At 66.0% G+C, this 15,051-nt stretch carries 15 protein-coding genes; 7 read left to right on the forward strand and 8 right to left on the reverse strand.

Features of this window, described 5'->3' with window-relative positions; genetic code table 11:
* The first annotated feature begins 97 nt into the window (after window positions 1–97).
* Window positions 98–1,282: an efflux RND transporter periplasmic adaptor subunit gene (locus tag LG3211_RS11205; protein WP_057942920.1), complete on the forward strand. Its 1,185-nt coding sequence runs from the start codon at window positions 98–100 to the stop codon at window positions 1,280–1,282.
* A 7-nt stretch (window positions 1,283–1,289) separates the two neighbouring features.
* A complete protein-coding gene (locus LG3211_RS11210; RefSeq protein WP_057942921.1) occupies window positions 1,290–4,526 on the forward strand; it encodes an efflux RND transporter permease subunit in 3,237 nt (1,078 codons plus the stop codon).
* Between the two features lie 136 nt (window positions 4,527–4,662).
* Here the strand turns inward: LG3211_RS11210 and LG3211_RS11215 are convergent, their stop codons facing one another.
* The 3 genes from LG3211_RS11215 to LG3211_RS11220 all read right to left on the reverse strand — a co-directional run bounded on the left by LG3211_RS11215 (window position 4,663) and on the right by LG3211_RS11220 (window position 6,652).
* Window positions 4,663–5,442: a DeoR/GlpR family DNA-binding transcription regulator gene (locus LG3211_RS11215; protein WP_057942922.1), complete on the reverse strand. Its 780-nt coding sequence runs from the start codon at window positions 5,440–5,442 to the stop codon at window positions 4,663–4,665.
* A gap of 215 nt (window positions 5,443–5,657) precedes the next feature.
* Window positions 5,658–5,924 (reverse strand): hypothetical protein, encoded by a 267-nt coding sequence (locus LG3211_RS26790; RefSeq protein ID WP_222837604.1) that lies wholly within the window; start codon window positions 5,922–5,924, stop codon window positions 5,658–5,660.
* A gap of 65 nt (window positions 5,925–5,989) precedes the next feature.
* Window positions 5,990–6,652 carry a hypothetical protein gene (locus tag LG3211_RS11220; protein ID WP_222837605.1) on the reverse strand — a complete coding sequence of 221 codons (663 nt, stop codon included), beginning with the start codon at window positions 6,650–6,652 and terminating at the stop codon, window positions 5,990–5,992.
* A 198-nt stretch (window positions 6,653–6,850) separates the two neighbouring features.
* On the opposite strand from LG3211_RS11220, the gene LG3211_RS11225 reads away from it, so the two are divergent.
* Entirely contained in the window at window positions 6,851–7,729 is an 879-nt protein-coding gene (locus LG3211_RS11225; RefSeq protein WP_237049868.1) for an NAD(P)-dependent oxidoreductase, read from the forward strand.
* Window positions 7,730–7,776: 47 nt separating this feature from the next.
* Entirely contained in the window at window positions 7,777–8,190 is a 414-nt protein-coding gene (locus LG3211_RS11230; RefSeq protein WP_148648853.1) for a hypothetical protein, read from the forward strand.
* Window positions 8,191–8,217: 27 nt separating this feature from the next.
* Here LG3211_RS11230 and LG3211_RS11235 read toward each other — a convergent pair whose 3' ends face one another.
* A complete protein-coding gene (locus LG3211_RS11235; RefSeq protein ID WP_057942924.1) occupies window positions 8,218–8,592 on the reverse strand; it encodes a hypothetical protein in 375 nt (124 codons plus the stop codon).
* Between the two features lie 313 nt (window positions 8,593–8,905).
* On the opposite strand from LG3211_RS11235, the gene LG3211_RS11240 reads away from it, so the two are divergent.
* Both LG3211_RS11240 and pgm read left to right on the forward strand, forming a co-directional pair.
* Window positions 8,906–9,361, forward strand: coding sequence for a PA2169 family four-helix-bundle protein (locus LG3211_RS11240; protein ID WP_057942925.1), 456 nt, complete (start codon window positions 8,906–8,908; stop codon window positions 9,359–9,361).
* Window positions 9,362–9,431: 70 nt separating this feature from the next.
* Window positions 9,432–11,078, forward strand: a complete 1,647-nt coding sequence (gene pgm / locus LG3211_RS11245) for a phosphoglucomutase (alpha-D-glucose-1,6-bisphosphate-dependent) (RefSeq protein WP_057942926.1) — start codon at window positions 9,432–9,434, stop codon at window positions 11,076–11,078.
* Window positions 11,079–11,148: 70 nt separating this feature from the next.
* Here pgm and LG3211_RS11250 read toward each other — a convergent pair whose 3' ends face one another.
* The 3 genes from LG3211_RS11250 to LG3211_RS25635 form a co-directional block, all read right to left on the reverse strand.
* Complete coding sequence (locus tag LG3211_RS11250; RefSeq protein ID WP_148648854.1) at window positions 11,149–11,538, reverse strand: hypothetical protein; 390 nt, start codon at window positions 11,536–11,538, stop codon at window positions 11,149–11,151.
* A complete protein-coding gene (locus LG3211_RS11255; RefSeq protein ID WP_237049869.1) occupies window positions 11,535–12,530 on the reverse strand; it encodes a trypsin-like serine peptidase in 996 nt (331 codons plus the stop codon). The genes LG3211_RS11250 and LG3211_RS11255 overlap by 4 nt, the downstream gene beginning before the upstream one ends.
* A 183-nt stretch (window positions 12,531–12,713) precedes the next feature.
* Window positions 12,714–13,103, reverse strand: a complete 390-nt coding sequence (locus LG3211_RS25635) for a hypothetical protein (RefSeq protein ID WP_148648855.1) — start codon at window positions 13,101–13,103, stop codon at window positions 12,714–12,716.
* 280 nt (window positions 13,104–13,383) lie between these two features.
* Between LG3211_RS25635 and LG3211_RS11260 the strand changes: the two genes are divergently transcribed.
* A complete protein-coding gene (locus LG3211_RS11260; protein ID WP_057942929.1) occupies window positions 13,384–14,145 on the forward strand; it encodes a glycoside hydrolase family 16 protein in 762 nt (253 codons plus the stop codon).
* Window positions 14,146–14,229: 84 nt separating this feature from the next.
* Here the strand turns inward: LG3211_RS11260 and cobA are convergent, their stop codons facing one another.
* Window positions 14,230–15,051: a uroporphyrinogen-III C-methyltransferase gene (cobA, locus tag LG3211_RS11265; RefSeq protein WP_083512475.1), complete on the reverse strand. Its 822-nt coding sequence runs from the start codon at window positions 15,049–15,051 to the stop codon at window positions 14,230–14,232.

The raw sequence follows: 15,051 nt of genomic DNA on the forward strand, positions 1-15,051 counted from the left end.
TTTCAAATCGTTGTAGCGGGACCTTGATAAACGGCAGATGCGCGCCGACCGCCGCAGGCGGATGCGCCACCTGCCTCATGCATGCCAGGAGTGTTTCATGTCGCGTTTCAGCAAGATCGCGTTGATCGCCGCCGTCGTGGTCGTGATGGGAGTGGCGACCATGGGCGTGTTGCACACGTCTTCGGCCGATGCCGGCCCCGGTGCGCAGGCGGGCGCTGAGGCCACGCCGATCCCGGTCACCGTCGAGCCGGTTTCGCGCCAGGACGTGCCGGTGTATCTGCTGGCCCAGGGCACCGTGCAGGCGCGCAACAGCGTCGCGGTCAACCCGCAGATCGGCGGCCAGCAATTGCTGAGCATCAACTTCAAGGAAGGCCAGGAAGTGAAGAAGGGCGCGCTGCTGGCGCAGCTGGACCCGCGCAACGCCCAGGCCAATTACGATCAGGCTATCGCCAAGCTGCGCCAGGATCAGGCCGCGCTGGCGACCGCGCGCAGCAATTACCAGCGTTCTTCCGATCCCAAGTACAGCCTGTACGTGTCCAAGATCGATCTGGACACCCAGCGCAACACGGTCAGCCAGAACGAGGCTCAGATCGCGGCGGATCAGGCCGCGATCCAGAACGCGAAGGTGCAGATGGACTACACCCGCATCGTCTCGCCGATCGACGGCGTCGCCGGCATTCGCGGCGTCGATCCGGGCAATGTGGTGACCACCAGCACCAACATCGTCACCATCACCCAGGTGCGGCCGATCTACGTCAGCTTCACCTTGCCCGAACAGAACCTGGACCTGGTGCGCAGCGCCGCCCGCGGCGCGGCGGCGCTGGAAGTCGATGCGCTCGACCGCGTCGATGCGCACACCGTCGCCCAGGGCGGCACGCTGGACGTCATCGACAATACGGTGGACAGCGCCACCGGCACCTTCAAGCTGCGCTCGGTGTTCGTCAACGAACAAGGCGCGTTGTGGCCGGGGCAGTTCGTCAACGTGCGGCTGAAGCTGCGCACGGTGGCCGGCGGGCTGGTGATTCCGGCGCAGGCGGTGCAGCGCAGTCCCGACGGCGATTACGTCTATCTGCTGCAGGCCGACCAGACGGTGAAGATGCAGCCGGTCAAGCTGGCGGGGGAGGTCGGCGAGAGTCATGTGATGGTCGCCTCCGGACTCGCCGCGGGCGCGCGCATCGTCACCGAGGGCCAGTTCCGGCTCAAGCCGGGCAGCAAGGTCAAGCCCTTGAAGCCCGGCGAAGTCGCGGCGGCGCCGGCCGCTCCCATCGCCGCCGCGCACTGACCGCGCCATGGGATTGTCGACTCTCTTCATCCGTCGCCCAGTCACCACATCGCTGCTGGTAGTGGCGGTGATACTGCTGGGCGTTCTGGGCTATCGCCAGTTGCCGGTGTCGGCCTTGCCGCAGATCGATGCGCCCAGTCTGGTCGTCACCACGCAATACCCCGGCGCCAGCGCAGCGACGATGGCGGCGCTGGTGACCACACCGCTGGAGCGCAACTTCGGGCAGATCTCGGGGCTGGCGATGATGACCTCGGATTCGTCCGCGGGCCTGTCCACGATCGTGCTGCAGTTCAACATGGACCGCGACATCGACGTCGCCGCCCAGGACGTGCAGGCGGCGATCAGCCAGGCCAAGGGCATCCTGCCGGGCAACCTGCCGTATCCGCCGGTGTACAACCGGGTCAATCCGGCCGACGCGCCGATCCTCACCCTCAAGCTGACCTCCGACAGCCTGCCGCTGCGCGACATCAACAACTACGCCGATTCGATCCTGGCGCAGAAACTCTCGCAGGTGCAGGGCGTGGGACTGGTGTCGATCGCCGGCAACGTGCGGCCGGCGGTGCGGGTGCAGGTCAATCCGGCGCAACTGTCCAATCTGGGCTTGACCTTGGAGGACGTCCGCAGCGCGCTCACCCAGGCCAACGTCAACGCGCCCAAGGGCACGCTCAACGGTAAGACCCAGTCCTACAGCATCGGCACCAACGACCAGTTGCGCGATGCGACCGAGTACAAGAACACCATCATCAGCTACCGCAACGGCGCGCCGGTGCGGCTGGCCGACGTGGCCCAGGTGATCGACGGCGTCGAGAACGACCAACTCGCCGCCTGGGCCGACGGCAAGCCGGCGGTGCTGCTGGACGTGCGCCGCCAGCCCGGCGCCAACATCGTGCAGACCGTGGAGCGCATCCAGCGGATCATGCCCGAGCTGCGCAGCGTGCTGCCGGCCGACGTGCACCTGGACGTATTCGCCGACCGCACCGTGACCATCCGCGCCTCGGTGGACGATGTGGAATTCACCCTGGTGCTGACCATCTGCCTGGTGGTCGGGGTGATCTTCGTGTTCCTGCGCCGCTTGTGGGCGACGCTGATCCCGTCGGTGGCGGTGCCGTTGTCGCTGCTGGGCACTTTTGGGGTCATGGCCTTCGCCGGCATGTCGCTGGACAACCTGTCGCTGATGGCGCTGACGGTGGCGACCGGCTTCGTGGTCGACGATGCGATCGTCATGGTCGAGAACATCGTGCGTTACATGGAGCAGGGCAAGAGCAGCAAGGAAGCGGCGGAGATCGGTGCGAAGCAGATCGGCTTCACCGTGCTGTCGCTGACGGTGTCGCTGGTGGCGGTATTCCTGCCGCTGCTGTTGATGCCCGGCGTCACCGGCCGCCTGTTCCACGAGTTCGCCTGGGTGCTGACCATCGCGGTGACGATCTCGATGCTGGTGTCGCTGACCCTGACGCCGATGATGTGCGCCTACCTGCTCAAGCGCGAAGCGCTGCCGGACGGCGACGACGCGCACGAGCGCGACGCCGCCGATGGCCACCGCACTGTGTGGACGCGCATCGTCGGCGTGTACGAGCGCTCGCTGGACTGGGTGCTGGGCCACCAGCGCCTGACCATCGCGGTCGCCGCCGCCAGCGTGGCGCTTACGGTGGTTCTGTACGCGATCATTCCCAAAGGGCTGTTGCCCGAGCAGGACACCGGTTTGATCGCCGGGGTGATCCAGGCCGATCAGAACGTCGCCTTCGCGCAGATGCAGCAGCGCACCCGCGCGGTCGCCGAGGCCTTGCGCAAGCAGGAGGGCGTGGCCGGCGTGGCCGCGTTCATCGGCGCCGGCTCGGTCAATCCCACGCTCAACCAGGCGCAGCTGAGCATCGTGTTGAAGGATCGCGGCGAGCGCGACGGACTCGACGCGCTGCTGCCGCGGCTGCAGCAAGCGGTGGCGGACATTCCCGGCGTGGCGTTGTATCTCAAGCCGGTGCAGGACCTGGCCCTCGACAGCCGCGTCGCCGCCACCGAGTACCAATATTCGATGTCGGCGGTGAATTCCGCCGAGCTGGCCGGGTATGCCGCCCGGATGACCGAGCGCTTGCGCCAGCGCCCGGAGCTGGCCGATGTCGGCAACAATCTGGCCGCGCAGGGCAACGCGCTCGATCTGACCATCGACCGCGCCAAGGCCAGCCGCATGGGCGTGCCGATGCAGACCATCAACGACACCCTCTACGACGCGTTCGGCCAGCGCCAGATTTCGACCATCTTCACCCAGCTCAATCAGTACCGCGTGGTGATGGAAGTGGGGCCGCAGTTCCGCACCAGCGAGGCGTTGCTCAACCAGCTGACCGTGCGCGGCAACGGCAACGGCGCGCTCACCGGCAGCAACGCCAGCGAGTACGGCCAGCTCAGTTCGAGCAACTCGGCCACGCCTTCGGGCATCGGCGATACCGGCAATGTCGGCTTCCAGGTCGGCGGAGGCGGCGCCATCCCGCTTGCGTCGCTGGCCAGCGCCCGCGTCATCAGCGCGCCGCTGGTGGTGAGCCATCAGCAGCAATTGCCGGCGGTGACGCTGTCGTTCAATCTGGCGCCGGGCTACTCGCTGTCGCAGGCGGTGGAGGCCATCGCCGAGGTCGAACGCGAGCTCAAGTTCCCGCCGCAGATACGCGGCCAGTTGATCGGCAAGGCGGCGGAGTTCTCCGCCTCGCTGTCGGATGAGATCTTGCTGCTGCTGGCGGCGGTGGTGGTGATCTACATCGTGCTGGGCGTGTTGTACGAGAGTTACATCCACCCGGTCACCATCATCTCGACCCTGCCGCCGGCCGGCGTGGGCGCGCTGCTGGCGTTGATGATGTGCGGCATGAGCCTGTCGGTGGACGGCATCGTCGGCATCGTGCTGCTGATCGGTATCGTCAAGAAGAACGCGATCATCATGATCGACTTCGCCATCGAAGCGCAGCGCACCGGCCTGAGCGCGGCCGACGCCATCCGCCGCGCCTGCCTGCTGCGGTTCCGTCCGATCATGATGACCACCGCGGCCGCGCTGCTGGGCGCGCTGCCGCTGGCGTTGGGCAACGGCATCGGCGCCGAACTGCGGCGGCCGCTGGGCGTGTCGATCGTCGGCGGTCTGCTGGTATCGCAACTGGTGACGCTGTACACCACGCCGGTGATCTATCTGTATATGGAGCGGTTCTCCGAATGGCTGCGCTCGCGCCGGCAGGCGCGGGCGCCCGGCCAAGCGCAGTTGCTGGGGGCGTGATCGAGGGCGCGCCGTCTTTTGCAGGAGGGGTTTCAGCCCCGATGCTTTTCGCTCAGTCGATGAAGATCCACCGCATCTGAGCCAAGAGCATCGGGGCTGAAGCCCCTCCCACAATCAAAGCGAAAGCAACCCCACCTCAGGCGAGCAGCAACTCAAACCCCAACTGCTGACTGGCCTGGCGGATATGTTCCGGCGCCCCGGTATCGGTGATGAGCGTAGTCAGATCGCCGACCGGGATGATGCGGTGCAGGCAGACCTTGCCGAACTTGGAGCTGTCGGCGATCGCCACCACCGCCCGCGCGGCCTCGACCATCTTGCGATTGAGCGTGGCCTCGGGCTCGTAGTGCGTGGTGATGCCGCGCTCCAGATCGAAACCGTCCACGCCCAGAAACAGCATGTCCACGTGCAGCGCGCCGAGCGCATCGACCGTCAGCCCGCCGTAGCAGGCCATGTTCTTGCGCCGCAATTCGCCGCCCAGCATGACGATATGGATGTTGTTCTTAGGCGCCAGCGCCGACAGCACGCGCAGGTCGTTCGTGACCACGGTGATATCGATGTTGGGCATCGCCTCGGCCAACTGGACGGCGGTGGTGCCCGAATCGATGGCGATGGTGTCGCCGGCCTTGACCAGGGCCGCGGCGCGCTGGCCGATGCGCCGCTTTTCGTCGAGAAACACCGTGCGCGTGGGGTCGTACTGCGGCTCGGCCTGGACACCGCCGACCACGCCGCTGTCGATCGCGCCGCCGTAGGCGCGCGCCATGACGCCGCGCTCGGCGAGGTAGCGCAGGTCCTTGCGCACCGTCTGCATGCTCACGCCGAAGCGTGCCGCCAGCGCCGCCACCTGCACGCTGCCGTGCTGGCGTACGAGCTCGCTGATCTGCAGACGTCGCTGGCTCGTGTCGCGGCTGGCCGTCATACGGAACTCCTTCGCAAGACGAAAGTATGCAATAGTTCGTTTGCTTTCGGTGCCGATATAAAACGAAACATGTATGCGGAAGCCGGCCGCAGCTTCGTGCCGCCGCCGGCGAATTTCGCTTGGCACTTCATCGTGTCGGCGACCTGATCGCCGGGGCCTGATGCATGAGCAGGGGCGTGGTCGCTCGGCGCCGCCGCGACCGTTCAACGTGGGCGTCAGCTTCCGGTTCCGAGCGAGGCCACGCCGGCGCCGTCCCACCACCTGAGCACCCGCAAGGCGCGCAGCGTCAGCCAGCGCGACGGCCGTCCCGGGCCGTCGTCCATGTCGAACCAGACCCGTCCGCCCGGGCTCCAGTCGAGCGGCCAGGTGCCGTCGGGCGAACGCCGGCCGCGCAGATGCTCGACGGCTTCGTGCAGGCGTTGGTCGGGCTCGCTGCCGGAAAGCAGCGCCGCGTCGCGGAAGTAATCTAGCGCGCGCAGCACGTCGTAACGCCAGCGGTTGGGATGCAGGAACTGCAGGAAACGCGGGTCGGCCGGCTCGCCGGTGCTCAGGCGGCGGAACAGATGACGGCGCAGCAGATACTCCTCGCCCGCACGCCGAGCCTGCCGCGACTGCGCGCTGCCGCCGCTGGCGCGTTCGTATTCCAGCAGGCCTTCCAGGACATTGAGGGTGGGGCGAAGGAAGAGCAGCGCGAGCCGTTGCAGCGCTCGCAGTTCCAGCCGCCGTCGTCGAGGCGTTCGCCGAGCAGCCGCGCGACGATGGCCGAGACATCGACGCCGAAGTAAGCGCCGTCGGCGACGGTACGGCCGTTGATGCATTCCTCGACTTCGCCGGCCCAATACGGCTGGCCGCCTTCGTCCCAGCGCGAATGCGCGCCGACCAGTTCGACCGTGCGCCGCGCCCGCTCGCAGGCCGGGTCCAGACCGAATTCGCGCAACTGGGTCAAGGCAAAACACGTCGCCGTCCACGGTTGCCCGTGCTGTTTCCACTGCTGCGAATCGAAACCGGCCGGTACGAACGCGCCGCCGTCCCATTGCCCGTCCGGGTCCTGCGCCGACAGCAGCCGCGCGCCCCAGCCCTCGTGCTCTACCTTGGCCCGTTCGGCTTGCCACGCCGACTCGGGCGCGTCGAGCAGATCGCGCATCGCCTGCCATCGGATCGCCGGATCGGCGCCGAGCAGCCAATCGATCACCGCGTTCGAGTCGGTCATGGGCAGGCCTTGCAGGTTGGAAAGTGGGCGCAGGTTGTACCGGGCCATTTAACCGCAGGAGATCCTTCGGCGCGACGTGCGTATTCAGCCGGCTCGCAGCGCCGCGGCTTATTCGCAACGCAGCGTATACAAATATTCAACCTGATCGGCGCCCGCATTAATTAAGCTTGCAAGACCGCGGCCCCATCGGAGAACAGCTTGGATACCGACATCGGCTTCATCGGCCTGGGCGTCATGGGCCGGCCCATGGCCTTGAATCTGGCCCGCGCCGGGTTGGCGCCGATCGTCTGGAATCGCTCCGAACCGGCGATCGAGATCCTGCGCGAGGCCGGTGCGCGCGTCGCCGACAGCACCGAAGACGTGTTCCGGCGGGCGAGCGTGGTGTTCCTGATGCTGGCCGACGAAGCGGCGATCGACGCCGTGCTGGAACGCGCCGGCGGCGCGGTCGGCGCCAGCGTCCGCGGCCGCATCGTGGTGCACATGGGCACGACCTCGGCCGAGTACTCGCGCGCGCTGGAAGCCGATATCCGCGCCGCTGGTGGCGAATACGTCGAAGCGCCGGTGTCGGGTTCGCGCGGCCCCGCCGAACAGGGGACCTTGGTCGCGATGCTGGCCGGCGAAGGCGCGGCGGTCGAGCGGGTACGGCCGTTGCTGGCGCCGATGTGCAGCCAATCCTTCGTCTGCGGCGCGGTGCCCGCGGCGTTGTTGATGAAGTTGTCGGTGAATCTGTTCCTGATTTCGCTGGTCACCGGTCTGGCCGAATCGGTGCACTTCGCGCAGCGGCATGGTCTCGACTTGAGCCTGTTGCAGGCCGTGCTCGACGCCGGTCCGATGGCCAGCCAGGTGTCGCGGGTCAAGCTCGGCAAACTCACCCAGGACGATTTCACCGTGCAGGCGGCGGCGCTGGACGTGCTCAAGAACAATCGCCTGATCGCCGAGGCGGCGCGCGCGGCCGGCGTGGCTTCGCCCTTGCTCGATGTCTGCCATGCACTGTTCGGCGAGACGGTGCAGCTGGGGCACGGACAGGAGGATATGATCGCGGTGCTGCGGGCGATCGAGGCGCGCTCGGGCGTGTGAGATGCTCGAGTTCACTCAATCCAGCCACGCTGCCTGAGGCTCTTACATTGAAATCTGCTTCGACCTTTCTCGTGCTGCTCCTCCTCTTGCCCCGTGCGGTGTTTGCCGGCGACATCAAGCTGGAGGCGGACAGGCAGTTCGATCAATGCATGCGGGAAACCAAGAAGGACCGGGAGCAATGCAGCTTCGGCGGCTGCGGCAACATTGTCGGCGCCTGCTACGAGCGTCAGCTCGGCACCATTTCCGCCGCGACCGAGCCACTGACGAAACGGTTGAGTTCGGGGCGATGCGCGCAGGCGGCGGCCTCTGCCGCGAGCGACATCGACTCACTCGATTCCAGATTGAAATCGCTGCCGCCGCTGGACAACACTTGGAACGGCTATGAGGTACAGGTCGAGATGGCGCTGCTGAAGCACAAGGTCATGAGCGCCATCGCGAAAGAATGCCGGAGCAATCCCTGATCGCAGCCGGCGCTATAAATCCGCGCGTCAGCGCCTGGAAGATCCGCGCCTTGCCAGCCGCGTCCGGTTGGCCGAGACGGTACGCGCCACCGGCTTGAGCCCTTCGGCCAGGATGCGATCGCCGGCATGGGCCAGTCCGGTCCAGTACTGCCACGGGTTCGGCCACAGCGTCCAGGCGCTGGACGACATCGGCGCGAGCCACATCGCATTGACCATCGCCCACCAGGCCTCCACCGCGGCGCTGCCTTTCTCGCTGAACATCCGGTTCCATTCGCGCTGATCGCGGCCCGATGGCGGTTGCGTGGCCAGCGCCATGTCCATCAGGCGTTGCGCCATCACGAAAGGCGACGCATGGACGATGGTCGAAAGCTGCCGGCTGGAGCGGGTGGGCGAGGGCGGCATAGGTTGAACCCGTGAGTGCGTGCGCCACGAGTGTGGCAGGCCGATGTTCAATCGCTGTGACGCGCTCGCGCATGTATGAAGCCGCGACAACGCCGCGCTGAACAGTTCAGAACTTCGCCCCGGACTTCACGCGCGCCACATCGCCGCGCGCCTAAGGTCGCAGCTCCCATCGCATCGTGCGTCGCATGAATGCCGATATCGCATCGTTGTTTCGGACAACGAACAGGTCACGAGGCCTTAATGAGCCTTCGGAAATAGTCGTTTCCACCGGCGAATACGCCGCCCCATTTGAACGCAACCTCCAGGAGTTCCAATGAACAACCAGACCAAGATTGCGCACAGCCTCAACGATCTGATCGAGATCGCCCGCGACGGCAAGGGCTTCTACGACGAAGCCGCGCAGAAGGTGAAGGACGCGGAGTTGTCCGCGTTGTTCGTACGCATCGCCGGCGTCAAGGCCGATATCGTCGACTCGTTGAGCTCGGCGGTGGTCGCGGCCGGCGGCAAGCCGGCCGAACACGGCACCTTCGTCGGCTCGATGCAGCAGTTCTACGGCAAGGTGCGGGCCACCCTGGGCGATACGCAGTACGGCTACGTGGCCGAGCTGGAAGAGTCCGAGGATCGTCTGTTGAAGGCCTTCAACGAAACGTTGACCGATGCCGACACGCCGGCGCCGGCTCGCGCCGAAGTCGAGCGCCTGCTGCCGCAGGTGCGCGAATGCCACAAGGTCATGAGCGTGCGCAAGCACGCCTTGAAGGCGGCAAGCTGAGCAGGCCTTTGTTCGCGAAAGGGTGAGACGCGTTGTATCGCGCGAAACCTGAGCCTGTACCATCGGGCGTATGAGCCAGACCATCAGCCCATGCGCCGGTAAAGCGGCGCCGGCATCCACCCTGGTGGATGTCGGCAAGCTGCTGTCCGCTTACGCCGATCTTCGACCCGATCCCTCGGTGCCGGCGCAGCGCGTCGCGTTCGGAACTTCCGGCCATCGCGGCAGTTCGCTCGATCGCAGCTTCAACGAGTGGCATATCCTGGCGATCAGTCAGGCGATCTGCGATTACCGCAAGAGCCAGGGCATCGACGGCCCGCTGTTCGTCGGTCTGGACACGCATGCGCTGTCGCTGCCGGCGTTCGACAACGCGCTGGAAGTGCTGGCCGCCAACGGCGTGGACACCATGATCGCCGCCGGCGGCGAGTTCACGCCGACACCGGCGATCTCGCATGCGATCCTGGTCTACAACCGCGGCCGCAGCGCCGGCCTCGCCGACGGTATCGTCATCACGCCGTCGCACAATCCGCCCGACAGCGGCGGCTTCAAGTACAACGCGAGCAACGGCGGCCCGGCCGGCACCGCCATCACCCACTGGGTGCAGAACCGCGCCAACGCGCTGATCGAGGCCGGCCTGGACGGCGTCAAGCGCATGCCGCTGGCGCAGGCGCGCAAGGCCGCCAGCACGCGCGAACACGATTACCTCAACACCTATGTCGCCGATCTGGCCAACATCATCGACTTCGACCTCATCCGCGCCGCCGGCGTGCATATGGGCGTCGACCCGCTGGGCGGCGCGGGCGTGCGCTATTGGGCGCCGATCGCGGAGCGTTACCGGATCGATCTGACGGTCGTCAGCGACACGGTCGATCCGCAATTCGCGTTCATGAGCGCGGACTGGGACGGCAAGATCCGCATGGATCCGTCGTCGAAGTACGCGATGCAGCGGTTGATCGGCCTGCAAGACAAATACGACGTCGCCTTCGCCTGCGACACCGACCACGACCGCCACGGCGTGGTCACACGCAGCGCCGGGCTGATGGAGCCGAACCATTATCTCTCGGTGTTGATCGATTACTTGTTCCAGCACCGGCCGCAGTGGGGCGAGCGTGCCGCGGTCGGCAAGACCGTGGTCACCACCGCGCTGATCGATCGCGTGGCCAGGCGCCTGGGCCGGACATTGTTCGAAGCGCCGGTGGGATTCAAGTGGTTTTCCGACGGGCTGCTCGACGGCTCGCTGGGATTGGGTTGCGAAGAGAGCGCCGGCGCCTCGTTGCTGCGCCGCGACGGCACGGTCTGGACGACGGATAAGGACGGCATGGTGCCGGCACTGCTGTCGGCGGAAATCACCGCGCGTCGCGGCGAGGACCCGGGCGCGGCGTATGCGCGCTTGACCGACGAGCTTGGCAAGCCCTTCGCCAGCCGCGTCGACGCGGCCGCCACGCCGGCGCAGAAAGCGAAGCTTGGCAAGCTCTCGCCGGAGCAACTGCGCACCGACCGCGTCGCGGGCGAGAAGATCGAACAGATATTGAGCGCGGCGCCGGGCAACGGCGAACCGATCGGCGGCATCAAGGTGGTGGCCGCCGGCGGCTGGTTCGCGGCGCGGCCGTCGGGCACGGAGGCGATCTACAAGATCTATGCCGAGAGCTTCAAGAGCGAAGAGCACTTGCAGACGCTGTTGCACGAGGCGCAGGGCATCGTCGACGCGGCGCTGGAGTGACGGCGAAGACCGTGACGGCTTGCCGCCATGGCCGTATGCATGGCTGCGAAATCGACAGCCTTCAGCGCCTTTAGCGTAACTGGCCGGTTCGGGGCATGCGGTTGAGTTCGTCGATCACTCGGCGCGGCGCGCGCAGGCGGATCTGCACCGGGAAGGACTCCTGCACCACCACGTCTTTCACCACGCCGCTTTGTTCCAAAGCCATGACCCTGGCCAGCACCGGGTCGGGAGATTCCGCGCTGCCGACGATCAGCGCGCTTTCCAGCGGCTCCTGATCGACGGCCGCCGGTTTGGTCGGCTGCTTGTTGTCGAGGCCGCAGGCCGCCAGCAGCATCAGTATCGAGATGAAGATCGGTTTCATCATGGCCGCCTCGGACGTTGGCGAAGGGACGAGAACGCGGCGCACCGAGGTTCCGGTGCGCCACGCGGGCATCGATTCAGATCGATGCGATTCGATCAAGGATACGTGCTGATCCAGTTCTGCAGCGTGTTGTAGACCGTGCTGGTGATCCGGGTTCCGCAGTTCTGGCTGGGCGAACCGGTGGTGTGGATGCCGCGGACGTTGACGCCGCCGTCGCTGGCGATGCCGCTGCCGCTGTTTCCGCCGGCGGTGTCGATGGTGTAGCACAGGCGGTAGGAACCGCTGGTGCTGACCGAGCCGGAATGCGTCCACATCGTGCCGAGCGGCTTGTCCCCCGGATAGCCGCTGATGGTGTGGGTGCCGCCGGAGTAGGTGCCCCAGCCGGAGTTGCCGCCGTGCGGCGCCGAGCTGAGCACGATCAGCGCATAGTCGTAATTGCTGTCGGCGCTGTTATGCCACGCGCTGGTGGTGACGGCGCGGGCCCAACTGGTCGTGCCCCATGGCTGGTAGCTGCCGTTCTGGGCGGTGGTGAAATTCAGCGCGGAATACCAGGTGCCGGCGCCGTTGGACACGCAGTGGCCGGCGGTGAGGACGTGCTTGGCGGTGATCAGCGTTCCGGTGCAACCGATGCCGATGCGGCCGATATGCCAGTACGGCGAGGCGACGGTGTTCGACACCTGCACGCGGTTGTCCGTGCCGATGACGACTTTCGGCGTGACGCGGCCGTCCTCATACAGGGTGGGGAAGGTCGGCGCCGTGCTGAACGAGGTGGCGGTGCGGCCGACCGCTTCCAGGTCCTTGATGGCTTTTTCGAAGATGGCGACATCTTCCGGATTCATCCTGGATTCGTATACATCGCCATTGCGCGTGACCATGACCGCGCTCAAACCGGCGGCCTTCTGTCGCGGCGTCTGCAGCCGCGCGTCGATCGCGGCGCCGGTTTCCGGCAGCAGGCCCTTGATTAGATTGTCGCCGTGGATGAACTTGGCCTTGGCGTTCGATTTTTTGAATACAGGCTCCTTGGCTTCGGCGGCGTTCATCGCCGGAACGCCGATCAGCAACATCAGACTCAACGCAAGTAGATTTTTCATAACAAGCTCCATGTTGGGGGATAGTCCTTAGGGCAAACGATCGGGAACCCGCATCGCGGTTTTCCCGGGTCGACCGCTGCGGCCCGAGTCCGCACCGGTCTTTGGCGAAACGGCACGTGCGTTTCGCCGGTACAGCCATCCGTGGCCGCGTTGGCGGCGCGTTTTCAGGCGCGCCGTCGTTCCTTATGTCGGCTTTGGCCTTTTGTCGAACTTGCGGTCGCGAGCGCGGCACTTGGCGGTGCGCACGGCAACCGCGGTCGAAAGAAGACAGGCGAGGATCGCCGCGAGTCGTTGGTGCGCGCATCCATCGATGCGCGAGACAACCTCCATGTCCGCAGAGAAAGTTTCTCCAGAAACGTTTACGTATGCATGAGCGCGATCGGCAAGCGTCGATTCCGCAAGCAGCAATACGCCATTGAATTCGCTTTGGACGTGATGCGTACCGCAGATGCTCACCATGAAAGACGTGATCGCCGCACGCATCCGGCCATCCGCTCCCGGCCGCTGAATGGTGTTTTTTGCGTTCGCGCAGCGTCGCCGGCTGGCGGGGAAGGCGACGAATATCCGCGACATGCACGGTTGATAGCCGCGGCGCGCAGCGCGTGCTGTCGTGCAGCACGGCATGAGCCGATGCCGGCGCTTATCACCAACCAGCCCACATCCAGAGTGTGAAGCCGTCCGCGCAAATCCGAGCTCGGAAAAAACGCCGGTTGACAGCGCTGTCATCACGGGACAGTTTCGCCGCGAACCTGGCGTGCGGCGGTCATCCGGCGGCGACGCACGAGCCTGTTCGCACGCAAAGCCGGAGCGGGTCGATGGGCGTCATTAACGTTTCCAACAAGGATCACACACCATGAAACAACTGATGAAAGGCATGGTTTTCGCCGTCGCGTGCCTGTTCGCCGGCGGCGCCAGCGCGCAGAACTGGCAACTGGCATGGAGCGACGAGTTCAACGGATCGATCGGCCCGAGCTGGGTCTTCGAGACCGGCAACGGCGGCAGCGGTTGGGGCAACAATGAGCTGCAGTACTACCGCCGCGAGAACGCCGGCATCGAGAACAACGCGCTGGTCATCACCGCCCGGCGCCAGGACTTCAACGGCTTTCGCTACACCTCAGCGCGCATGAAGACTCAGGGCGTGCGCACCTTCAAGTACGGCAAGATCGAAGCGCGCATGCGGCTGCCGTCGTTCATGGGCGCATGGCCGGCGTTCTGGATGCTGGGGGCGAACATCTCGCAGGTCGGTTGGCCCGACTCGGGCGAAATCGACGTCATGGAACACATCAACAACGAAAACCGCACCTACGGCACCATCCACTGGCGCGACCACAACGGCAACTACGCGCAGTACGGCGGCAACACCGCGCTCAACGTCGCCGACTGGCACGTGTACGCGGTGGAGTGGGATGTCAATGCGATCCGCTGGTACGTGGACGGCGTCAAGTTCCACGAAGCCAACATCCAGAACGGAATCAACGGCACGCAGGAGTTCCACAACGACTTCTTTCTGCTGCTGAACTTCGCCATCGGCGGCAACTGGCCGGGCTTCAACATCGACGAAAGCAAGCTGCCGGCGAAGATGCACGTGGACTACGTGCGCGTGTACCGGCGCTGATGGTTTTAACGACGGCTGCGACGGCGTGGCGCCGCCCCAGGGCGGCCACGCTGTCGCGGCTGTGGTTGCGGGCGGCCCCTTCAGTCAGCGCTGTAAGCGCTCGCGGAGATCTTCCCCGCCGGCGCATGGGCCGCAGGCAACTTCCTCACGCGCTTGCGCGACGGCCCGCCCGACCAGAATCACGCCCGGCCGATCCGGCCATGCCTTGTCTGATTGTTCGGATAATTGATCCAGAGTCGCGAACAAGCGCACCTCATCGGGAAGACTCGCCGATTGCACGATCGCGGCGGGGGTGTCGGGCGGGAGATGACGCAAAAGCGCCTGCGTCAGCGATTGAATACGCGTCATGCCCATATAGATAACCAGCGTGGTTCCGGTGGCCGCCAGCGCGGCCCAGTCGGGCTCGCCGTGATCGTGCGTATGCGCCGTCACGAAGGTGACCCCATGGCAATGATCGCGATGGGTAAGCGACATGCCCAACGCAGCGGCGGCGGCGAAGCCGGCGCTGACGCCGTTGACGATCTCGACCTCGATGCCGGCCTGCCGCAGGAAGGCGATCTCTTCGCCGGCGCGCCCGAACAGCAGCGCATCGCCGCCTTTCACCCGCACGACCCGTACACCCTGCATCGCATAGCGCCGCATCAGGCGGCAGATGAAGGCTTGCGGTGTCGAACGGCAGCCGCCGCGCTTGCCGACGCGCACGATCCGCGCCCGCGGCGCCAGCTCGGCGATGCCGGGCGCGACCAGATCGTCGAGCAGCAGAACTTCGGCGGCGGCCAGCACCCTGGCGGCCTTGAGCGTCAGCAGTTCCAGGTCGCCCGGCCCCGCCGACAACAGCACGACCTTGGTGTTGACGCGATCGCGGAGGCGGGCGTGGCGCGGCGATAGTTCGTCGTCGTTCGTCAT

The sequence above is a fragment of the Lysobacter gummosus genome, assembly GCF_001442805.1.
GTDB lineage: Bacteria > Pseudomonadota > Gammaproteobacteria > Xanthomonadales > Xanthomonadaceae > Lysobacter > Lysobacter gummosus.